20 protein-coding genes and 1 riboswitch are annotated in these 21,183 nt (G+C 39.7%); of the genes, 13 read left to right on the top strand and 7 right to left on the bottom strand.

From position 1 onward, the window contains the following. Positions 1–23 precede the first annotated feature (23 nt). Together baeS and RMB03_RS14665 are read left to right on the top strand one after the other, a co-directional pair. A complete protein-coding gene (gene baeS / locus RMB03_RS14670; RefSeq protein WP_198079406.1) occupies positions 24–1,682 on the top strand; it encodes a sensor histidine kinase efflux regulator BaeS in 1,659 nt (552 codons plus the stop codon). A gap of 21 nt (positions 1,683–1,703) precedes the next feature. Beyond that, positions 1,704–2,390, top strand: a complete 687-nt coding sequence (locus tag RMB03_RS14665) for a response regulator (RefSeq protein WP_003655179.1) — start codon at positions 1,704–1,706, stop codon at positions 2,388–2,390. 71 nt (positions 2,391–2,461) lie between these two features. Here the strand turns inward: RMB03_RS14665 and RMB03_RS14660 are convergent, their stop codons facing one another. From RMB03_RS14660 to RMB03_RS14650, 3 genes are all read right to left on the bottom strand, one after another. Further along, positions 2,462–3,043, bottom strand: coding sequence for a L,D-transpeptidase family protein (locus tag RMB03_RS14660; RefSeq protein WP_311076724.1), 582 nt, complete (start codon positions 3,041–3,043; stop codon positions 2,462–2,464). 77 nt (positions 3,044–3,120) lie between these two features. Then, positions 3,121–4,563 (bottom strand): protein adenylyltransferase SelO family protein, encoded by a 1,443-nt coding sequence (locus RMB03_RS14655; protein WP_311076723.1) that lies wholly within the window; start codon positions 4,561–4,563, stop codon positions 3,121–3,123. A 99-nt stretch (positions 4,564–4,662) separates the two neighbouring features. Further along, on the bottom strand, positions 4,663–5,835 hold the full coding sequence (locus tag RMB03_RS14650) for an acyl-CoA desaturase (protein ID WP_017392438.1): 1,173 nt from the start codon (positions 5,833–5,835) through the stop codon (positions 4,663–4,665). Between the two features lie 208 nt (positions 5,836–6,043). On the opposite strand from RMB03_RS14650, the gene RMB03_RS14645 reads away from it, so the two are divergent. After that, a complete protein-coding gene (locus RMB03_RS14645; protein WP_311076722.1) occupies positions 6,044–6,583 on the top strand; it encodes an META domain-containing protein in 540 nt (179 codons plus the stop codon). Between the two features lie 30 nt (positions 6,584–6,613). Here RMB03_RS14645 and RMB03_RS14640 read toward each other — a convergent pair whose 3' ends face one another. The 3 genes from RMB03_RS14640 to RMB03_RS14630 all read right to left on the bottom strand — a co-directional run bounded on the left by RMB03_RS14640 (position 6,614) and on the right by RMB03_RS14630 (position 9,925). Next, positions 6,614–7,327 (bottom strand): glycerophosphodiester phosphodiesterase, encoded by a 714-nt coding sequence (locus RMB03_RS14640; RefSeq protein WP_311076721.1) that lies wholly within the window; start codon positions 7,325–7,327, stop codon positions 6,614–6,616. 74 nt (positions 7,328–7,401) lie between these two features. Then, entirely contained in the window at positions 7,402–7,980 is a 579-nt protein-coding gene (locus RMB03_RS14635) for a cob(I)yrinic acid a,c-diamide adenosyltransferase (RefSeq protein WP_005036189.1), read from the bottom strand. A gap of 94 nt (positions 7,981–8,074) precedes the next feature. Beyond that, positions 8,075–9,925 (bottom strand): TonB-dependent receptor domain-containing protein, encoded by a 1,851-nt coding sequence (locus RMB03_RS14630; protein ID WP_311076720.1) that lies wholly within the window; start codon positions 9,923–9,925, stop codon positions 8,075–8,077. A 23-nt stretch (positions 9,926–9,948) separates the two neighbouring features. Beyond that, positions 9,949–10,156, bottom strand: a riboswitch (cobalamin riboswitch). 126 nt (positions 10,157–10,282) lie between these two features. Between RMB03_RS14630 and RMB03_RS14625 the strand changes: the two genes are divergently transcribed. The 4 genes from RMB03_RS14625 to RMB03_RS14610 are packed head-to-tail and all read left to right on the top strand — an operon-like array spanning position 10,283 to position 13,713. Then, positions 10,283–10,951 (top strand): phosphoribosylanthranilate isomerase, encoded by a 669-nt coding sequence (locus tag RMB03_RS14625; protein WP_205468545.1) that lies wholly within the window; start codon positions 10,283–10,285, stop codon positions 10,949–10,951. Beyond that, positions 10,926–12,155 carry a tryptophan synthase subunit beta gene (gene trpB / locus RMB03_RS14620; RefSeq protein ID WP_003655197.1) on the top strand — a complete coding sequence of 410 codons (1,230 nt, stop codon included), beginning with the start codon at positions 10,926–10,928 and terminating at the stop codon, positions 12,153–12,155. Before RMB03_RS14625 ends, trpB begins: the two co-directional genes overlap by 26 nt. A 12-nt stretch (positions 12,156–12,167) precedes the next feature. Next, positions 12,168–12,680: a DUF1543 domain-containing protein gene (locus tag RMB03_RS14615; RefSeq protein WP_017392442.1), complete on the top strand. Its 513-nt coding sequence runs from the start codon at positions 12,168–12,170 to the stop codon at positions 12,678–12,680. A 37-nt stretch (positions 12,681–12,717) separates the two neighbouring features. After that, positions 12,718–13,713 carry a DUF2804 domain-containing protein gene (locus RMB03_RS14610; RefSeq protein ID WP_311076719.1) on the top strand — a complete coding sequence of 332 codons (996 nt, stop codon included), beginning with the start codon at positions 12,718–12,720 and terminating at the stop codon, positions 13,711–13,713. Between the two features lie 8 nt (positions 13,714–13,721). Here the strand turns inward: RMB03_RS14610 and RMB03_RS14605 are convergent, their stop codons facing one another. Then, on the bottom strand, positions 13,722–14,597 hold the full coding sequence (locus tag RMB03_RS14605) for a metal-dependent hydrolase (RefSeq protein ID WP_080027756.1): 876 nt from the start codon (positions 14,595–14,597) through the stop codon (positions 13,722–13,724). Positions 14,598–14,718: 121 nt separating this feature from the next. Between RMB03_RS14605 and RMB03_RS14600 the strand changes: the two genes are divergently transcribed. The 6 genes from RMB03_RS14600 (at position 14,719) to RMB03_RS14575 (ending at position 21,062) form a co-directional block, all read left to right on the top strand. Then, the gene (locus RMB03_RS14600) at positions 14,719–15,768 is read left to right on the top strand and encodes an AraC family transcriptional regulator ligand-binding domain-containing protein (protein WP_311076718.1); all 1,050 of its coding nucleotides are present in this window, start codon (positions 14,719–14,721) and stop codon (positions 15,766–15,768) included. A gap of 246 nt (positions 15,769–16,014) precedes the next feature. Further along, positions 16,015–16,818 carry a tryptophan synthase subunit alpha gene (trpA, locus tag RMB03_RS14595; protein WP_005036203.1) on the top strand — a complete coding sequence of 268 codons (804 nt, stop codon included), beginning with the start codon at positions 16,015–16,017 and terminating at the stop codon, positions 16,816–16,818. Continuing rightward, positions 16,815–17,711 (top strand): acetyl-CoA carboxylase, carboxyltransferase subunit beta, encoded by an 897-nt coding sequence (gene accD / locus RMB03_RS14590; RefSeq protein WP_017392445.1) that lies wholly within the window; start codon positions 16,815–16,817, stop codon positions 17,709–17,711. The genes trpA and accD overlap by 4 nt, the downstream gene beginning before the upstream one ends. Continuing rightward, on the top strand, positions 17,708–18,994 hold the full coding sequence (gene folC / locus RMB03_RS14585; protein ID WP_311076717.1) for a bifunctional tetrahydrofolate synthase/dihydrofolate synthase: 1,287 nt from the start codon (positions 17,708–17,710) through the stop codon (positions 18,992–18,994). Before accD ends, folC begins: the two co-directional genes overlap by 4 nt. After that, a complete protein-coding gene (locus tag RMB03_RS14580) occupies positions 18,985–20,046 on the top strand; it encodes an SPOR domain-containing protein (protein WP_056483476.1) in 1,062 nt (353 codons plus the stop codon). The genes folC and RMB03_RS14580 overlap by 10 nt, the downstream gene beginning before the upstream one ends. 86 nt (positions 20,047–20,132) lie before the next feature. Beyond that, the gene (locus RMB03_RS14575; RefSeq protein ID WP_311076716.1) at positions 20,133–21,062 is read left to right on the top strand and encodes a DUF6929 family protein; all 930 of its coding nucleotides are present in this window, start codon (positions 20,133–20,135) and stop codon (positions 21,060–21,062) included. Positions 21,063–21,183 lie beyond the last annotated feature (121 nt).

The raw sequence follows: 21,183 nt of genomic DNA, 5'->3' as shown, positions 1-21,183 counted from the left end.
AGCGTAAAAATGAGAGAGTGCTTTTGAACGTTCTACGTGTTCCCATTGCATTACGGTTATTTTTGACAGTCTTGCTCACCACATTGCTTATTGCGACTGCAAGCTTGAGTGTTTTGCACTGGACAATGCAAAAGAACTTTGCCAAATATGTGGCCGACGTTGAAATGCAAAAGCTCGACCGCCTTATTACCAATCTTGGCAATGTCTATACGGTGTACCATGATTGGGGAAATGCGATTCAGGCACAAATTTTACAAATTGAAGGGACTGCGGCTCCCGATGATTATGATCGCCTCTCGCAGTGGTGGCTCCGTCGCCAATATGATATTGCCATACAACAGCACTCTTTCGATGAACATGCCCTTATTAATATTTCACCTCAAATTGCGCCGACAAATAAAAATACTATTTTTAGCGATGAAGAGTTAAAAACGCTTGAGCAAAATTTACCTTCTCAATATCAACCGTTTGAAGGGCTACGTTTCCCTTTAAGTGCAAACCAGTTTCGCCCAAGTGATGATAAAAATAAGTCAAAGAAGGGGAGCTTAAAAGATATTGAAACTCAAAATGGTAAGAAGCGTTTTATTGCTTTACCTGACCGTTTGGGTTTAAGTTCTCGTTTGTCTTTATATGATGCAAATCACCAGTTTGTCGTTGGTGAACCACCTTCTTCAGATCAGATGTCATTTCGCCCGATTATCTTAAATAATCAAGTCGTGGGATATTTAGGCTTAAAACCCGTTTTAGATAAAGAAGATGCTTTAAGTATTAATTTCTTTAGTAATCAAAAGCGTTATTTACTCTTAATTTATGCTTTAACCTTGCTCTCAAGTTTAGTTGCCGCGCTATTGATGGCGACTTATTTTAAGAAACCGATTCAGCGTTTATTAAATGCGACAAATGAATTAACGAAAGGAAATTATCAGCATCAAGTTGTTATTAAGCGAAATGATGAATTAGGTGATTTATCCACCCAATTAAACCATTTGGCAGAGATTTTACATCGGCATGAAGAATCACGTCGTCAATGGGTAGCGGATACTTCCCATGAATTAAAAACGCCATTGGCTGTATTGCAAGCACAAATTGAAGCAATGCAAGACGGTATTCGAAAGGCAACCCCTGAACATCTTGATGCGATGATGCGTCAGGTTTCAAGCCTGAAAAAATTAACACAAGACCTTGCAGACTTGGCGCAGGCAGATGCACAACAACTCAAGTGTTATTTGAGTTCTGTCAATCCGTGGGAAGTTGTATTACAAGAGGTTGAGAACTTTAAACCGAAACTTGAGCAAGCTGGTCTCGAAATTCAAGTTGAAGGAACAAGTTCTCCGCTATTATTAGATCGTGATCGGTTTAAACAGATTATTGTTAATTTAATTAGTAATAGTATTCGTTACACAGAAACAGGTGGCAAAATTCATATTCATACAGCTCAAACTCCGCAGGAGTGGACTTTGTATGTTGATGACAGCCCATTTGGTTTAAACGATGAGCAGTTATCTCGTTTAGGTGAACGTTTCTATCGCGTAGATGATTCGCGTACGCGTAGTACAGGTGGAACAGGGCTAGGCTTGGCTTTGTCTTGTAAAATTGCGCAGGCGCTCGGTGGTACACTTAGTTTTGAACATTCACCCTTAGGTGGTTTACGTTGTGTACTCACTTTTAAAAAGCAGAGTTAAATATAAAAGGAAAAATATCTCATGAAACATGTGATGTTGGTTGAAGATGAAGTCGAATTGGCGCATTTGGTGCGTGATTATCTTGAAGCTGCCGGTTTTGAAGTAAGTATGTTTCATGATGGTCAAGATGCTTATGCGAGTTTCCAGCAACGTAAACCTAATTTAATGGTTCTGGACTTAATGGTTCCACGAATGGATGGTTTGACCATTTGCCGTAAGGTTCGTGAACAGTCAGATTTACCGATTATTATGGTGACTGCTCGTACCGAAGAAATCGACCGCGTCTTGGGTCTGAATATGGGCGCTGATGATTATGTATGTAAACCGTTTAGCCCAAAAGAGTTGGTTGCTCGCGTACAGGCCGTTTTACGTCGTTTAGAACGTAAGGCAGAGCCCGAACAGAATGATTCTTTCCGAATTGATAAAGCACAGCAAAGAATTTGGTATCAACAAAAATCGTTGAGCTTAACGCCAACCGAATTTCGTTTACTTGAGCTATTTTTAGAGCATGTTGGACAAGTTTATTCACGAGCACAATTATTGGATCATATTAATCCAGATAGTTTTGACGTTGCCGATCGTGTGATTGACAGTCATATCAAAAACTTGCGCCGAAAAATTAGTGAAGCGGCTGAAACTGGTAACCGCCATGAGTGGATTCAAGCAGTTTACGGTGTAGGTTACCGCTTCGAATATCCTGAAGAGTAAAACACTAGCGAAAGTTATTCTGTGGATAACCACAATGTTATCCACAGAAAATGTGGATAATTTTAAAGATTTTATGGATAAATTATAATCTTTGTATGATTCGGCACGAATTGCCAAATCTCGTCTATATCTACATTTCTAACGGCGATACATCCTAAAGTCCAATCCTTATGTGGCATATAAGTCGAGCTAAAAGGTATAGATAAAAAGGACTTTGGAACAGATCCATGAATCATGATATCTCCACCGGTTGGTTGATTATGTTGCTTGGCATAAGCAATATCTTTCGCATCGGGATAGGAGATATGCAAAGATTTATAGTACGCACTTTGTGAGTTTCGCCAATCTATAGAATAAACCCCTTCAGGTGTTTTACCGTCATTTTCAAAGTGTTTATGTCCTTTAGGATTAAAGCCTAGACGAATAGGATAACGACGGATTACTTCCTCATTATTTTTGAGTAGAAGTACGCGTTGATTTTTAAATACTTCAATTGAGGTGATGGGCTTGGTCTTGATTAGTTCTAAGATCTCTTCGGTTGAAAGAGCTTTATGGGATGAGGTAAAAGTCGGTAAATATTTTTCATAATTATAAAAAGCGATTCCTAATGGAATCATGAGAAGTGTACAAATAATGATAGGTCTAATTTTCATATATTATTCTTTAATGTTTAAGAAACTCTCTAAGCTACCACTAAAGCGGCTTAAGAGAGTTTTAGTCTTTTAAAATATTAAGAAGAACAGCTTACCGCTACATCTGGTACGTCACTTGGTAAAGGACCTAAATCTTGTGGCTGTTCAAGTTCTGGTTGTCTTGTATATGGCTGATCAAGCAGCTTAAACAAACGGTCTACTTCGCTAAAATCATCTCGTTCAGCTGCTTCAATAGCACGTTGAGCCATGTGATTACGTAAGATATAAACTGGATTAGCTTTTTGCATATTCGCATCAAACTCATCTGTATCTTGATGTTCACGAATACTTTGATATTGGCTAAGAAACTCATCAAACTGTCGAATATCAAGGCAATCATCTCGTAGAGTTTTATATTCTTTATTTTGAAGTCGGATAAAGCTCTGAGTGTAGTCGAGTTGTTCAGTCTGTAAGATTTTTAAAAAAGTAAAACTACAATCAAGGCTGTCTTTATGAAAATGAGGAAGTCCCATTTTTTGACATAAACCAGTTGTGTAATGTTCCATGAAGGTTGGTTCAAATTGTTCTAAGCAACGCGCTAACTCTTCTTTGAATTGATCTTTTTGTTCAGGCTCAGCGAGAGAGATTAAGTTGTTTAACCACGTCCATAAATTCCAATGACCTATACTTGGTTGATTTTGGTAAGTATAACGGCCTTGATAATCCGAGTGGTTATTGATCCAGTTCGGACGGAAGCGCTCCATGAAGCCATATGGACCAAAATCAAGTGTAGAACCAGTAATGTTAAGATTGTCTGTATTCATCACACCATGAGCAAATCCAACCAACTGCCATTTAGCAATCATGATTGCAGTACGCTCAACGACCTTTTTGGCAAAAGATAAAATAGGGTTTTCGGTTTCTAGACACTCCGGATAATGCCACTCAATACATTTTTGAGTGAATTCTGGCAGCAACTCTGGAGCGTATTGATTAATCCATTCAAAATGCCCTAAACGGATATGACATTCAGATGTTCTTAGTAACATTGCCCCCAACTCTAGTTTTTCGCGCTGTACCCCTTGAGTGGAGGTTGTAAAACCTACCGCGTGACTAGAAGCGACTCCTAAAGCATTTAAAGCATGCCCAGCTAAATATTCACGAACCACAGAACGCAACACTGCGCGTCCGTCTCCCATTCTTGAGTAGGGTGTCGGGCCTGCACCTTTTAAATGTAGATCTATGGTTTGACCCTTTGTATTAAGTATTTGCGCAATCAATAAGCCACGACCATCACCGAGTTGTCCCGCCCATTGTCCGAATTGGTGACCAGCATAGACCATAGCAAGAGAAGGAAATTCAGAGAAAGTACGCTGTCCGCTACAGATTTCAACCCATGCATTCTTTTCGTCTTCTAACCATTGCAGCTCATCTGCCAAAGCAGTATTGAAATGACCTGCTTTTGCACCACGTAAAGGTGATGGTTGCTGAACATGGAATAATTTAGACGGAAGTGAAGGGTAAAGCGGATTAAATTGCATGGGCTTGGCAAAATAGAGAAAGCAGATTTCACTATACCATAGTTAAAAAGCGGGCATAAAAATAGCTCCCGAAAGAGCTATTTTAGAGCAGAATTTATTTTAGTCTGATACTACATTAGTGTTCTTTTTAATGTTACGCATTAAAGTTTCTAAACACTCACGATGATGACTTAAACGATGTTCAAGCAATTGAAAATCAACTTTAAGCTTGTGATCCATTCTATGAATCTTTTCAGCCATTGCTGCTTTTTTCGCTTGTAGTTCTTGCTCTTTTAGCTTTGCCCAGTCATTTAATGTATGAGTAAAAGCTTCGTATTCCTGAGCAATACGTTGTTTCATCTGAGTCATATCAGCATTTACATTGTGACCATAAATAGCAAGGTCTTGTTCAGCGTATTTAAATTTCATCGCTAATTCTGCTTTTTTAATATTAAAGCTTGGAATACGACGTAAATTTTTAGCTAAACCAAGTTTAGAACATGACCAGATCAACCATTTGGTTGGATCATATTGCCACCATTTCACACCATTACGATAATCGTATTGGAAGATGTGATGGTAGTTATGGTAACCCTCGCCCCAGGTAGCAATGGCTAACCAGAAATTATCACGTGCAGTGTTTTCGTCTGTATAAGGACGTTTACCCCACATGTGGCAAAGCGAGTTAATAAAGAAAGTCACTTGATGGCTAATGATTAAACGCAATAGACCACCAATGAGGACTACACCCCACAAATCGCCAGTTGCCCAACCAATTAAGCCTAAAATTCCAACATGAACTGCAACCACGAGTAAACCATAGTATTTATGTTGGAACATGACCAGTTTATCGTTCAATAAGTCTGGTGCATTTTTAAAATCTGGCTCAGATGGTGAATGATCGCGGATCATCCAACCCATATGGGCATACCAAAAACCACGATTAATTGAATATGGATCTTCATCAACATGATCAACGTGTCGATGGTGTGTACGGTGACCAGATGCCCAGAACAAAATACTATTTTGCACGGCAAATGTACCACCAATCATTAAAAGAATTTTAAGTGGTAACGACGCTTCATAAGCTCGGTGAGCCCACAGGCGGTGATAACCAGCAGTAATCCCCATACTACTTAGAGCTAAAAGAAAAAATAAGCTTACCCATGCACTTACACTAAAATCATAATAATACGCATAAATCGGGATTATGATTGCAGCAAGAATTGGTAAACCAATTAAGGTAATGCTAGCGGTCCAGTTAATTGGGGCTTTGAGTGGGGCGGAAGTCATATCCGGCAGCGCTCCTAGAAACCTTGTCAGACAAGGTACAAAGACAAAACGACATAGCAAAACCAATCATCAAGATATATTGCTATTCTATCCTTCATATTAGCACGTGCTTAGTGAGAATCACTAACATTATTGTACAGATGTATTGAAAGAACGGTAACAGATTTAAACTATGTCACAGAGTTTTTCAAGTAGGAGAAGTTGTTTAATGAACGTACAACGATTGAAAAAAAAGAACAACATTGATATTGCAAGAAAATTATCATTGAAGTGTGTCTTGGTCACGATCAGTCTTGTATTAGCTGCATGTCAAAGTACCCCACAACAAAATATTCAGAAAGGCCAGAAAGCTCAAGTAAAACCAGTCCATCGCGTACAACCTCCTGTAGTAAAAAAGAGAGTAAGTCCTGATGGAATTCAAGATATTGATTGGCAAATTACCCAGATTAATGGTCATAAAGCCAAGTTTTTTAACCAATGGCCAATTCTTTCTTTAAATTCTGCTGTCAAAACAGTCTCAGGTCATACAGGCTGTAATGGCGTTTTTGGTCAATATACTTTTGATTTCAGTCAACAGAAACTTGATATGCAAGTTAATGCAGGACATTCAAGTTGTGATGGTGCATTGGCTCAAGAGGCAGAGTTGATTGATTCTTTACAGCGTATTCAAAAATTTCAGTTGGTAGGGAATACACTCTATTTGCTTGATCAAAGCGGTCAGCGATTGATTCAGGCGCAAAAGAAATAATAAAAGGTGGTTTTACCACCTTTTTTATATTTACAGATCTTGTAACATCGCAGTTGGAATATCTGTAATTAGCCCCTGTATATCTAAATCCCGTAGCTTTTTTGCTCTTTCTACATCATTCACTGTCCAAACACTAATATTTAGGTTTGCTTGTTGTGAAAGCTGAATCATTTCATCTGTTGCGAGTTGATCATGCCAGCCAATATGACAACAACCATATTGATGAGCGATTTCAATTGCGATTGCACCCACTGGAAGTTCAACTAACAACCCACGTTTAAATTGAGAATTGATGTCGCGTAAGGCGGTTAGAATTTGAAGGTCAAAACTTGTGATTGTTACGACTTTCTCATAACCTTGCAATTCGGACTCAAGTTTCTGAACGAGTCTTTCTGCTAAAGCCATATCCCTTACAGCTTTCACTTCAACTTCAATATGATCGAAGTTATCAAGTAAGTTTAAAACGCCTGTAAGTGTAGGTGTTGGTTCAGAGTTTGGCCAATTGGGCCAGTTTTGACGATGATCAAATGATAATGCTTGAGACAAATTAGATTGCTCAACAATTTGATCTATTCCTGCGGTACGTAAAAAGTTGTCATCATGGATTACAACTAATTCTTGATCTTGAAGCTGACGAATATCAAATTCGACACCACGAATACCTAGATTTTTTATGTGCTGAAAACCACCTAGCGTGTTTTCAGGAGCTTCTTTGCGTGCACCACGATGACCAATAATGCGCATAATTTTCTTCTATCAACTATTTTTAATGATGGTCTCTTCAAAAGAGCAGAGACCATTCTTAATCTAATCTATTTTTAAATAATCTCATTAATATTTTTTTGCCAAAGCACTTCTTGTCCACCTTCAGCACGTTGTAAAGCGCGGGATGCAACAAACAACCAGTCAGACAGACGGTTTAAAAGCTGGAGCGCTGTGGTTTGAATATTTTGGTCGCGTGTTTGTACTGACATTAGCGATCTTTCTGCACGACGGCAAACAGCACGTGCCTGATGGGCATAACTGCAAGTTAAAGAGCCTGATGGTAGAATAAACTCTTTCAGCATCGGTAAGTCTTCATTCATACGGTCAATTTCTTTTTCAAGAAATTCAATGCAAACAGGCTGAAGTAAATTGTAGTTTGGAATACAAACCTCGCCACCTAAGTCAAAAAGCCAGTGTTGAACTAAGCTCAAACTCTTATCCCAATTTGCTTTGTCGGTCACTTGACTGGCTGTGATTTGAGCTCGAAGAACGCCAATAATGGCATTTAGTTCATCGACATCACCAAGTGCTGCAACCCTTAAATCATCTTTGGCAACACGAGAGCCATCGCCTAAACCTGTTGTACCTGAGTCGCCTGTGCGTGTATAGATTTTGCTTAAACGGTGTCCCATGATGGATATCCTGAACATAAAAAAGGGGATAATGTCGGTCAGAACATTACCCCGAAACTGGAGTTAAGAAAATATTTTTATAATAAAGTTTTGCTTAGTAGCTTAAGGTCACACCAGCTGATGCAAGGCGGCCGCTGGCAATATAGTATGAGCTAACCTCATTATTCCATGCTGTCTTATAGTCTGTATCATATAAGTTTTGAATATTAGTAAAGATTTTGACATTTGGGTTCATTTGCCAATAAGCGTTAAAATCAAGAGTAGTATAGCCTGGAACATCTTGTATATCTTTTGCTTTGCCTTTTGCAACGAAAGCAGTATTGAAGCCGTATACACCATTATCCCAGCCAATATTCATGTTGAAGTTTTGACGTGGACGATTTGGCGCATCTTGATCAGTTTCATCATTTTTAGGTTGAATATAAGCATATTCAGCATTGATAAACCAATTATCTAGTGACCACTTTAAACCTAACTCAGCACCAGTTAAGGTTGCTTTATCAATATTATAAAATACGAAATTTGTTGCGGCAGAAGATACCATTAAGTTATCAACTTTAGTTTGATAAACCGAACCATATACATTGAAGCCGTGGTTTAGTTTTTGATCAAATCCAAGTTCATATGACACACTTTCTTCAGGTTTTAAATCTGGATTTCCTCCCCACCAAGCTGGTTCTGTAATAATTTGTCCTACAACTGGTGCACGGAAAGCTGTACCAATATTTGCATATACACTAGTGGTTGGTGTTACAAGGAGGCGCCCAGCAAGTTGTCCAACTGTATGTGTACCAAATTGGTAATTATCTTCTACACGAATACCTGCTTGGGTATTAATGCCATCATGTTGATATTGATGTTGTAAATAATAGCCAGTCGTCTTATTAGAATTATCGAATCCTGTATCGCCACTATAAGCAACTACTTTCTCTGCAGTTGTTTTATTATGTTCTACACCAAATAAAATATTTTGGCTTGGTGTAAATTGCCATTTAATATTTGAATCTACCTCTTGTTGCTTTGTATTTACAATTGATGGATACGCTGCTTTTATTAAATTATATTGGTCTTCAAATTGAGAAAGACGTGTATTCCAAATAATATTGTTAGTTAAATTAAGGCGGGCGTTAATATTATATAATCGGTTAGTAAAATCATAGGCTTGTGCTGCGCCATAAGAAAAAAAGTCACCAGTACCTTTATTTTCTTTAATTTCAGCTGATAAAGCATATTGCTCTTTATCAACACCAACTTTAGCTGAATACCCTTTTTGATCAAAACCAGCTTTACGATTGTCATTGCTAATGATTTGATCACCATCTGTTTCAAAACGTTGACCACGAATTTGAGCATAATAACCATCTTGGGCTAAATCTATACCTAGAATAGATTTATAAGTATTTTTCTCGCCAGCTTCTATAGTCGTAAAGATTTTATTTTGTGTAGGAGTTTTTGAAATTAATTGAATTACCCCACCAATCGCATCAGTACCATATTGAACTGATGCAGGGCCTCGTAATATTTCAATTTGTTTAATATCGGTTGTATCAAATAAGTGAATATTTTGACCAGCTACAGTTGCAGTATTTGAACGCATACCGTCTTGTAAAAATAGAGTGTGTCCAGCACTAGCTCCTCGGATAAATACAGAAGCTGTTTGGCCATAACCACCTGTTTGATGAATAGTTAACCCAGCTTCTTTTCTTAATAAAGACGGCAAATCTGCAATTGGATTCTGCTCAATTGTTTTTTCATCAATCACTGAAATACGCGCCGGAACTTCACTGGCTTTTTCAGCACTTTTTGAAGCAGTCACTACAATTGGATCAAGCTGAGTTGCGTTGGTTGTATCTTCAGCAAAAATAACAGGTGAAAACCCCATCGCAATAGCGATAGCCCCTACCAGACGAGTAGGTTGAAAAGACTTAGACATAACATGCTCCATACATTCACCCCACGTGAATGATCGGGTAGATAGATGAAACAAGTAGGTCTCCGGACTTCAACGCCATATTTAAGTTATGGACATATTCACCTTCCCACATCATTGCAGTGGTGTAAGTCGAGAACGACTTAAAAAATATGCTTTACATTGTTACCGTTGCGGGGGCAGTGCCGGACTTTCACCAGCTTCCCTAAAGCATTAATTGCTTACACTTGCTTCCAATTTTACGCAGTATAAAGTGGCGATTTATTTCATACAATGTCATTTGGACCAATTCCCAGAGAACTTTTACGCAAGGGACAAAAATTGCATTACAATGGCGCTTATTTTAAGAAATGGTTGTAGTTTAGGCAGATCATGAGCCCTTCAAACCAAAAACGTACACGAGCGAAAATCTGTGGAATTACTCGCCCTCAAGATGTTCAGTCAGTAGTTACGGCTGGAGCAGACGCAATTGGTTTTGTATTTTTTCCGCCAAGTCCAAGACATGTCACACTCGAGCAGGCACAAGAACTAGTTAAACTTATTCCTCCTTATGTACAACTTGTTGGTTTGTTTGTGAATGCAAGTGCTACTGAGATTCAGTCAGTACTTGATTGTGTTCCCCTAGATGTATTACAACTACATGGCGACGAAACTCCAGAACAATGTCAGGAGATAGCTCGCCATTGTAAGCGTCGCTGGTATAAAGCGATTCAGGTTAAGCCTGATCTTGATGTTATTGCTGAAATTCAAAAATATCAGGCGGCTGGAGCCAGTGCCGTCTTGCTCGATGCGTGGCATCCTGAGCTTAAAGGGGGCACAGGACATCAGTTTGACTGGTCTAAATTCCCAAAACTTGATATTCCATTAATCTTGGCAGGTGGTTTAACCCCTGACAATGTCATTGACGCTATTCATACTACCGGTGCTTTTGCAGTAGATGTGAGCGGAGGCGTAGAGTCCGCAAAAGGTATAAAAGACCAACAACTCATTGAACGATTTATGCAAGGAGTCCAACGTGGATCAGCAAAACAATGTGATTGACTATACACAGTACCCAGATGCTGCAGGGCATTTCGGTATCCATGGCGGACGTTTTGTGTCAGAAACTCTAATGGCGGCATTAGAAGATTTAGAAAATCTATATTCCCGCATGAAAAATGATGAACAGTTTCTGGCAGAATTCGACCGCGATCTCGCCTACTATGTAGGTCGTCCTAGTCCACTTTATTATGCTGAGCGATGGTCAAAAGAGTTAGGTGGTGCGCAAATTTACCTGAAACGTGAAGACTTGAACCATACAGGCTCACATAAGGTAAACAACACGATTGGTCAGGCGTTATTGGCAAAGCTTTCTGGTAAAAAACGTATTATTGCTGAAACTGGTGCTGGGCAACATGGTGTGGCAACTGCAACAATTGCAGCGCGTTTGGGTCTTGAATGTGTTGTTTATATGGGTGCTGAAGACGTTAAGCGTCAAGCGATGAACGTTTATCGTATGCGTTTGTTGGGTGCAACTGTTGTGCCTGTACAGAGTGGCTCTAAAACACTTAAAGATGCCATGAACGAAGCGATGCGTGACTGGGTGACCAATGTTGATAGTACTTACTATGTGATTGGTACGGTGGCAGGTCCTCACCCATACCCACAACTTGTACGTGATTTCCAGTCAATTATTGGGCGTGAAGCGCGTAAACAGATTTTGGAACAAGCGGGTCGCTTACCAGATGCATTGGTTGCTTGTGTCGGTGGCGGTTCAAATGCAATGGGCTTGTTCTATCCGTTCTTAAATGATGCCAATGTAAAAATGTATGGTGTTGAAGCTGCTGGTTTTGGTATTGAAACTGGTAAACACTCTGCGCCGTTAAATGCGGGTCACGTTGGTGTGTTACATGGTAACCGTACTTACTTGATGAGTGATGAGCAAGGCCAGATTATCGAAACACATAGTATCTCTGCTGGGTTGGATTATCCGGGTGTTGGTCCTGAACATAGCTTCTTGAAAGATATGAAGCGCGTTGAGTATGTGCCGATTAATGATACAGAGGCTCTACAAGGCTTCCGTGATTTAACCAAAATTGAAGGGATTATTCCTGCTCTTGAAAGCTCACATGCCATGGCGTATGTCTCTAAGCTTGCACCAACTATGTCTAAAGATCAGATTATTATTGCGACCGTTTCAGGTCGTGGTGATAAAGATTTAATGACTGTTGCACGCATTGATGGCGTAGAAATGGTTGAGATGTAAGCGGGAATAAAAATGCCAAGTCTGTTTATGGTAATGTTGGGTGGGCGTCATGCACGCGCAAATACAGAAGTTCATGATGTTGTCATGGCTGTAGGAGATACTTTGGAAGAAGTTTATCCTCAACTTAAACAGGCTTGGTTTGGTGAGGCTCAAGGATTACATATTGATGCTTGGGCTAAGCTTTCGGGACTAAAATCTCAAGAGCAAAATTATCAAATTCATTTTACTGACGCAGCACCAAAACCAGATGACTTAAAGTTATATTTAATTAATCTGGGTGGATATAATGCTCATGAGTTCGGTGAGCTCCATCGGTATGAGTTTGTTGTTGCGCCCAATGCTGTTATTGCAAAACAATTGGGTAAACAATTTATAGATCAACAGTGGCAAAAAGCGCATACAGATCGAGTCATTGATATTGATGACTGCTTAGCGATAGATTGTGTAGCAGGGCGCTATATTCATTTAATAAAAGGCGATTTTGCTGCAACAGTTTGGGAAAATACGTATTTGACCGTGGTATAGGTCATTTGAAATCTAATATTCATATGGAAGTGGGTAAATGGATTTAATTCAAGAAAATGGACAGCCTCGCTATGGGCGTTTTGAATCTGTACCGTCAACCATTCATGTACAACATTATATTTATAAAACCCCTTATGGTAAGGTCTTAAAAGGCTGGCGTAAGCAATTAAAATACAAGAAATTTAAATTCTGTTGCATTCAACATAAGCACTATAGTATTGGTCTAGCAATTGCAGATATTGGCTGGGTCGGTCACGGTTTTTTCTATATTTATGATCATGAAACCCAGCAAGTAATTGAATGGAATGCGATTCAGCCTTTAGGGCATAAAACCTATCTTGATGAACAGCCGTTGTTTAATCAAAGCTATTTTTCTAAATCGCCTTATCAATTTGATATTCAGCATGCGAATGGTGTGCGGTACATTCGAGTCACTAAATATGGTGAGATTCAACTCAGTGCTCGGATTTTTTGTGCTGGCACCGATATATTAAGTTTATGTACACCGACAGGAATTAATGGTTGGACCTATACTCAAAAGCAGACCACGCTGGGTGTAGAGGGGATGTTTATTAATAAACAAAATCAAGTTGTACAATTTGATGAAAAGACTTTTGCATCTTTAGATGATACTTGTGGTTTTTTGCGACCTGAAACAGCTTGGTTTTGGCTTTCATGTAATTTCTGGGATGAACAAGGCAGACGTATTGGTCTAAATTTAGCTTCTGGCGTTAATGAAAGTTTTGGTAATGAAAACTGTTTATGGATTAATGGGGTTTTATTTCCATTAACTGATGTTTTATTTGAAAAAGTAAATGATGAACTTTGGCAAATTAGTTCTCTAGATCAAAAGCTTAATCTACAAATCCATATTGGTTGGTGTAGATACGAAAATATTAATTTAAGAATGATTGGAAGCCAGTTCAATCAGTGGCAAGCTAAAATTAGTGGCACGATTGAGCATGAGACGAATGATGTCATCACTTGCAATGAGCAATACGGTTTACTAGAACAACATTACGCAAAATGGTAACAAGCAGGTTATAAACCTGCTTGCCAGAATGCCTCACCAGCTGCAATAGGGTCATTTGTCTTTTCGAGTGTTTCAATCCAAACAGGATATTGACGAATTACGGGATGCTGACTTGGGTGGAAGTCTTTTTTAAACCAGTCCAGATATTGGCTTTTCATGGCTGTTAATGTGCCATTTTTGCCAAAGAACCAAGGTAGACCCTTAAGGCTCATCGAGAGTCTTTCTCTAGAACTAAAACCATCACATTTCAACATGACATTGGTACGATAAAGTGTAAAACCAAACATTAATACTGTTGTAGCAACTAATACAAAGCGACGAGTTGACTCTGGTACTTCACCGACTTGTTTCATTACGTCAAAAGCAACATCCCGATGCTCCATCTCTTCAATGGCATGCCATGCAAACAGTGCTCGAACATACGGATGTGCATTTTCCAATGTTTTTTTGTTGCTATAAAACGTCTCTGCCATTAAAGCTGTTAAATGTTCGGCAGCAGCAGTCATGGCAATGTTGTATTGAGGTGAGCGTTTTGTCAGTTCAAAACGGAAAATCCTTTTGAGGGTGGTTGTGAACTGGTCAACGGGCATGCCTTGCTCTTTCATGATCTGATTCATTTTGTCATGAGCAATACCATGTTGAGCTTCTTGTTTAATAAAGTCCACAACTCGTCTTTGTAGTTCTGGATCATCAATTTTGTCACGGAACATACGAACACATTCAATAAAATAACGCTCTCCATCTGGAAAGGTTAAGCTGAGTGCATCGAACATACGAGTCAAAAAAGGATCATTATTAAACCAAAAGCGAGGTGCTTCGTTTAAATGAAAATCTAGATCTTTACGAACCACTGGATCGACCTGATAAGAAACATGTGCGTTCATATTTTTATTTCTCGCATCTAACTTGTTCACTAGTATGTCGCGACTGGTCGGCTTTGTTTTGACAGTTATTGCCAATTTTTATACAGTTTACGACAAGGTGGCAGTAAAAAAAGGATGCGCCATGCAGGAATTTACGATTTCAAATGGTTATTTTTACCTTTGGAATACTTACTTAAAAGAAAAGGGGATGGACTGGCAGGCATTAAATCTAACAGATGTTCAAGTTCGCCAAGTTCAAAACATTTTATCTGCATCTATCGATGCTCAATCACCTTTAACTTTTTTTCTTGAGCTTTTAGAGCTGACCGAATCTCGACTACAAGTTTCCAATTTAGCTTTGGAAATGGCAACTTGTATTACACCTGCCAATTTTGGTGTATTGGGATATATGGCATCCCGAAGTGGTAGCTTTGCAGAGGTTCTTGAATATATCATGAAGTTTCACCGTCTGGTGATCGACGGTGAGCAAGTCGTGCCTATGCAAATCGAGCAAGATGCTTCTAAAATTCGTTTGTATTGGCCGTTGGTTGATGACAGTAATATCATACTTTGTGAATTGACCTTGGCAGCTATGGTACAACTTGCTAAACAAATAGCCCCACTGCATGATTTTCTCTTGCAACTAGTTGAGTTTGTGCACAGCGCACGTGGTCCATTAGTGCACTATCAGCGTTTCTTTCAATGCAAATTATCATTTGGAAAACCTTACTATGCATTAACTTTTGCAAGTGAGGGACTAAGTATTCGCCCTCAACATGCAGACCCGACCTTAATGCAACTTTTGGTGAAACAGGCAGAAGAGGCGTTAGCTCAGCGTAAAATACAAACAGATTTAGCTCAGCAAATACATTGGATTGTGCATGAATATTTTAAGCAAAGACAGCAAGCGCCTAAAATAGAAGATATTGCCATCGAGTTGAATATTTCAGTACGAAGCTTACAGCGCCAGCTACAGTCATTAAACACTTCATTTAAATTAATTTTAGATGCAGAGCGCATGAGACGTTGTGAGATATTACTCAACCAAAATGCAAGCCTCACTTTAATTGCTGAACAGTTGGGATATTCGGACCAGTCAGCACTTGCACGGGCCCATAAAAATTTGACAGGACAAACCTTGCTGACAAGAAAAAGACAATTACAGCTAACCAATAAAAATGCAGTGAAATAGGCATTTTTGGATGGTTTTCTATTCAGATGACGATCTAATAATGGCTCGAAAATAGGAAGCTTTGATCATTGAGAAAAGTTTCAAAATATTGATAAATGTACGCCATGGGTTGTATGAATCATACAATCGAATATCGCCATAACGTTAGACCTGTTCAATGGACAAAAAATAGCGTTAAAATGCGATGTTCTTGTATTTCTACAAACAACTCCTCAATTTTAAATAATTCAAGGAAAGCACAACCCTATGTCACGTCTTGCCACCCGTTTTGAAAAGCTTAAGTCCCAACAACGTAAAGCGCTTGTATCTTATGTTATGGCGGGTGATCCACAACCGCAAGTAACAGTTCCGTTACTGCATAAAATGGTTGCTGCAGGAGTAGATGTCATTGAGCTTGGTTTACCATTTTCAGATCCAATGGCTGATGGTCCGGTAATTGCGCTTGCAGCTGAACGTGCGCTTGCAGCAGGGACTAACACATTAGATGCTCTTAATATGGTAAAGGAGTTCCGTGAACAGGATCAGGATACACCTGTTGTTTTAATGGGTTATTTGAATCCGGTTGAAGTGATTGGTTACGAGAAGTTTATTTCTCATGCGAAACAGTGTGGTGTAGATGGCTTATTGCTGGTGGATTTACCACCAGAAGAGTCAAAAGAGTTTGGTGCTTTGTTGAAGCAACATGACATGGATCAAATCTTCTTGCTCGCGCCAACATCTACAGACCAACGCATTCAACATGTGGCAAATCAGGCAAGTGGATTTATCTACTATGTTTCACTCAAGGGTGTAACAGGAGCAGCAACACTAGATACGGCAGAAGCTGCTGCACGTATTCAGAAAATCAAAAATGCCACTGATATTCCAGTTGGTGTTGGTTTTGGTATTAGTGATGCCGCTTCAGCAAAAGCAATGGGTAGCGTTGCTGATGCTGTGATTGTAGGTAGTGCTTTCGTTAAAAATTTTGCAACGTTGGCAGCGGATGACGCTGTTGAACAGACGGTGAATAAAGTCAAGGAGCTTCGAGCAGCGCTCGATGAGTTAGTATGAATCAAGAAGTGAAATCAGGGAAAGTTCTTAGCCCTTCGACACCATGGACAAAACGTCCGGTTCCAGGTATTGAAGTCGCAAATGAGCAACAAATTCTCAAAGCAACATTTACTGAGCCAACGATTGAATGCCCTGAATGTCATGCTCTAGTGACACGTACAGCAATCTCTTTCAATGCGTATGTTTGTCCGCAGTGTGATGAACACTTACGAATGAAAGCTCGTGATCGTTTGAATTGGTTCTTCGATAATGTAGTGACTGAATTGGGTCAAGAGTTTAGCGCGAAAGATCCATTAAAGTTTGTCGACACTAAACCATATCCAGACCGTATGCGTGAAGCGCAAAGCAAAACTGGTGAAACAGAAGCTTTAATTGCAATGCAAGGCAATTTAAATGGCGTGGATATGATTGCATGTGCTTTTGAGTTCGACTTTATGGGCGGCTCTATGGGTACTGTAGTGGGTGACCGTTTTGTTCAAGCTGCTGAACTTGCTATTGCAAAACGTCAACCATTAATCTGTTTCGCAGCTTCTGGTGGCGCACGTATGCAAGAAGGCATGTTGTCACTTATGCAAATGGCACGTACTTCAGCGGCGATCCAAAAATTAAAAGATGCAGGTTTACCTTATATCGTGGTGTTAACACATCCGGTATATGGCGGTGTAACAGCTTCTTTAGCAATGTTAGGTGATATTCATATTGCTGAACCGAAAGCGATGATCGGCTTTGCAGGTAAACGTGTAATTGAACAAACGGTACGTGAAACATTGGAAGAGCCATTCCAACGTGCTGAATATTTGCTTGATCATGGCGTAATCGATCAGATTGTTCATCGTCATGCTTTACGTGATACTGTATCTCGACTTGTATCGAAATTGATGAACTTACCTTGAATCAACAAGCTCCACTTTCAATAGACTCTTTAGATACATGGCTCAATTATTGGAGCCATGTTCACGTTACAGGGATAGATCTTGGTCTGGAACGTGTAATTCCTGTGGCAGAAAAGCTGGGCGTAACTCAGCCTGCTGCTAAAGTTTTTACAGTAGCCGGAACGAATGGTAAAGGCTCAACTACAACTACATTAGCTGCTATATTAAATGAGCAGGGTTATAAAGTTGGGTTATATCAGTCACCCCATATCTATCGCTTTAATGAACGAGTCAAATTAGGTGGAGTCGAAGTCGATGATCAAAGTCTGATTGATGCTTTTGTTCAAGTCGATCAGGCTCGTCGCGATTGTGATTTAAGCTTATCTTTTTTTGAAGCAACCACTTTGGCTGCTTTTGTCATTTTTAAACAACAACAATGTGATGTATGGGTGCTCGAAGTCGGTTTGGGCGGGCGCTTAGATGTTGTTAATGTAATTGATCCCAATGTTGCGATTATTACTAATATTGGCCTAGATCATACCGATTGGTTAGGCGATACCATTGAAAAAATTGCTTTTGAAAAAGCAGGCATTATTCGTCCACACATTCCGGTTGTCTTTGCTGGCGAACAACTTCTACCTCAAGCAATTCAAGATAAAGTAGAAAGCACACAAGCAATTTTATATACCGTTAAGCGTGATTATTTTTATAAACTCGCCGATGATGGGCAAAACTGGTACTTTGCTTCAGAAGGAACCACTTTAAAGCTTCCTTTAGGTGGTTTAGCCATCGAAAATATTGCGGGGGCGGTTGCAGCCATTTTAAATAGCGGACTTGAAATTTCTCAATCTGCTTTAGAAAAAGGTATTCAAGCTGCACGCCTAGCCGGGCGTTTTGAACAGCGTCAAGTGGAAGGGAAAACGGTAATTTTTGATGCCGGACACAATCCACATGGTGTTGAATTTTTGTTAAAGCAATTGCGAAATTTCTTAGAATACAATAAACAGTACACAGAAGTTGTCGCAGTATTTTCAATGCTGGCAGATAAAGATATAAAATCAGTAGTCGAATTATTGAAACCTACTGTTTTACATTGGAAAATTGCTGAGTTGAATGTGCCGCGTGCTGCATCGATTCAGCAACTCAATGATGCCTTGCAAGGTCAGACAGTACAACAATATGGCAATATCAAAGAGGCATTTAAATCAGCGCTTGAGCAAACAAATAACAATCAGCTGATTTTGGCCTGTGGTTCGTTTCATACTTTAGAAGCGATTTGGGAGTATTTGGAAGAATGTCAATGAATAACAAACAACGCTGGATGGGTGGTGTTGTTTTACTGGGTGGTGGTGTTTTATTGGCAGCATTACTTCTAAAAGGAAATGAAGAAATAAAGCAGGTTGAAGTTCAGCCAGACGCATCCACAGCGCCAAAAACTCAAACTAAGCCAAAACAAGCAACTGAAGGACAAATGGTACAACTCCAACCTCTAGCGGTTGATGTTGCAACAGAGAAGCGGTTGCTAGAAGAACAACGCCGTTCGCGTGAAAAGGCTGTTGCAGAACAGGAAGCACGCGCAGCTGAGTTTTTAGCCATGCAACAGCAAGCTGAAGCCGATGCTGCTCGTAAAGCGGCTGCCGAATATGCTGCGATTAATGCACGTCGTACAGCTGCTCAAGAAAGTTCAGACAATATTCCGCCGGAAGTTGTCGGCAGCGATGGTAAAGTAAAAAGTCCACAAACTGATGTGAAGAAAAAATCTGTAGATAGTGCAAAAGCAGAAGCAGATAAAAAAGCGGCTGATGCCAAGCGCCAAGCAGAAGCTGACAAGAAAGTAGCTGAAGCAAAACGTCAAGCAGAAGCAGATAAAAAAGCAACTGAAGCAAAACGCCAAGCAGAAGCAGATAAGAAAGCAGCTGAAGCAAAACGTCAGGCAGAGGCTGATAAGAAAGCAACTGAAGCAAAACGTCAAGCAGAAGCAGATAAGAAAGCAGCTGAAGCAAAACGTCAGGCAGAAGCTGATAAGAAAGCATCAGATGCTAAACGCAAAGCAGAAGCTGATAAAAAAGCTGATGCTGAAAAAGCGCGTGAACTGCTGGAAAATGGTGATAAAAAGTGGATGGTGCAAGTTGCATTGGCTGCTAACCAAGCAAATGCAGATGCAGTTGTTTCTAAATTACGAGCTAAAGGCTACAAGGTAACTACGAGCCAAACCAGCAAGGGAATCCGTATTATGGTTGGACCAGCGAAAGACCGTGATACAGCAGATGCAGCCCGTAAGAAAATTACTTCTGATTCAAGTTTAAATATGAAATCGGCTTGGGTAATTGACTGGGTACCGCTTGATCAGCGATAACGGCTGATCATCCCCTAAATCAAATCAGGAACACTTCAAAAGCTTTATTCTTGTGAGGAGTGTTCCATTCAATAGGGGACTTGAAGATGAATACAACGATCAAAATATTAGAACGATTTGTTTTTGCACAAGATTCAGTGGTTAGCGCACTGTCTGGAGTTGTTTGTGTGGGAGATGATGTTTATTTTGTTGGTGATAATCTCCCTTATTTATTAAGAATCAATCGAGCCCAGAACATGGCTGATGCAACGGTCTTTGAAAAAATTCCGTTATTTGATCCTTCAGAGCAAATACCGCTAAGTGCATTAAGCAAAGAACAGAAGCCTGATTTTGAAGCTTTAACCTCCATAAGTTGGAACGGACAATCACAGCTTTTGGTGATGGGCTCGGGTTCTACAGAAAATCGAAAACGAGCATTACTCTATAACCCTGCCAATGATCAGGTCAGAACTTTCTTGGATGCGGTTGATTATGATTTTTTGCAGCATCTGGTTGAATTAACAGGCGGGGCTGATCTCAATATAGAAGCCATATGTTCAGACCATCGTTATCTCTATATCTTTCAACGTGGTAACATAAATCTCCATCATGGGGTTTTAGTCTTTGATTTAATCAAAATTCAAGCAGGAAAATCCTTAGAAAATGCACTTATACATTCGCTCAAACTGAGCTTAGCTGAGCTTGATGGTTCAGCAAGTGGCATTTCAGATGCTTGTCTTTTAGCGGATAAAAATTTGATTGTTGCTACAGCTACGGTCGAACAAACACTCAATACCTATGATGACGGTGCTGTCTTGGGAAGTTTTATCTTGGTGTTTTCGCCTGATGGTAATGCTTTAGCGGCTCATTTGATTCAAGATGCGAAAGGACAGACGCTGCCAATCAAGGTTGAAGGGATTACTTGGTTTGAGTCGAGATCCGATGGCGAAGTCTTTTTATTAGTGACAGACAGTGATGGTGGTGATTCTGAAATTTTGAAGGTATTACTTAGCAACGCCGCTTTGGGAAAATCATAAAATTAAATCATATTTTTGATGGTCATCTATCTTTAAATGTATGTTTTTCGATGTAATTGATAGTAATGAAAACAATAAATAAGTTGGTGATTGAGCCAACTTATTTGCCTAATAATCGCGT

The organism is Acinetobacter sp. V91_7 (assembly GCF_031799075.1).
GTDB classification, from domain to species: Bacteria; Pseudomonadota; Gammaproteobacteria; order Pseudomonadales; family Moraxellaceae; genus Acinetobacter; species Acinetobacter calcoaceticus.
This window is presented reverse-complemented; position numbering and strand designations above follow the sequence as displayed.

What these genes read in the sequence shown, in the direction of transcription:
- RMB03_RS14660 (WP_311076724.1), bottom strand. Translation starts at nt 3,043, where the DNA reads ATGAAAATTAGACCTATCATTATTTGTACACTTCTCATGATTCCATTA.
- RMB03_RS14625 (WP_205468545.1), top strand. Translation starts at nt 10,283, where the DNA reads ATGAGCCCTTCAAACCAAAAACGTACACGAGCGAAAATCTGTGGAATT.
- RMB03_RS14650 (WP_017392438.1), bottom strand. Translation starts at nt 5,835, where the DNA reads ATGACTTCCGCCCCACTCAAAGCCCCAATTAACTGGACCGCTAGCATT.
- accD (WP_017392445.1), top strand. Translation starts at nt 16,815, where the DNA reads ATGAATCAAGAAGTGAAATCAGGGAAAGTTCTTAGCCCTTCGACACCA.
- trpA (WP_005036203.1), top strand. Translation starts at nt 16,015, where the DNA reads ATGTCACGTCTTGCCACCCGTTTTGAAAAGCTTAAGTCCCAACAACGT.
- RMB03_RS14615 (WP_017392442.1), top strand. Translation starts at nt 12,168, where the DNA reads ATGCCAAGTCTGTTTATGGTAATGTTGGGTGGGCGTCATGCACGCGCA.
- RMB03_RS14575 (WP_311076716.1), top strand. Translation starts at nt 20,133, where the DNA reads ATGAATACAACGATCAAAATATTAGAACGATTTGTTTTTGCACAAGAT.
- RMB03_RS14630 (WP_311076720.1), bottom strand. Translation starts at nt 9,925, where the DNA reads ATGGAGCATGTTATGTCTAAGTCTTTTCAACCTACTCGTCTGGTAGGG.
- RMB03_RS14640 (WP_311076721.1), bottom strand. Translation starts at nt 7,327, where the DNA reads ATGCGCATTATTGGTCATCGTGGTGCACGCAAAGAAGCTCCTGAAAAC.
- RMB03_RS14600 (WP_311076718.1), top strand. Translation starts at nt 14,719, where the DNA reads ATGCAGGAATTTACGATTTCAAATGGTTATTTTTACCTTTGGAATACT.
- RMB03_RS14605 (WP_080027756.1), bottom strand. Translation starts at nt 14,597, where the DNA reads ATGAACGCACATGTTTCTTATCAGGTCGATCCAGTGGTTCGTAAAGAT.
- RMB03_RS14655 (WP_311076723.1), bottom strand. Translation starts at nt 4,563, where the DNA reads ATGCAATTTAATCCGCTTTACCCTTCACTTCCGTCTAAATTATTCCAT.
- RMB03_RS14665 (WP_003655179.1), top strand. Translation starts at nt 1,704, where the DNA reads ATGAAACATGTGATGTTGGTTGAAGATGAAGTCGAATTGGCGCATTTG.
- RMB03_RS14610 (WP_311076719.1), top strand. Translation starts at nt 12,718, where the DNA reads ATGGATTTAATTCAAGAAAATGGACAGCCTCGCTATGGGCGTTTTGAA.
- RMB03_RS14645 (WP_311076722.1), top strand. Translation starts at nt 6,044, where the DNA reads ATGAACGTACAACGATTGAAAAAAAAGAACAACATTGATATTGCAAGA.
- RMB03_RS14580 (WP_056483476.1), top strand. Translation starts at nt 18,985, where the DNA reads ATGTCAATGAATAACAAACAACGCTGGATGGGTGGTGTTGTTTTACTG.
- RMB03_RS14635 (WP_005036189.1), bottom strand. Translation starts at nt 7,980, where the DNA reads ATGGGACACCGTTTAAGCAAAATCTATACACGCACAGGCGACTCAGGT.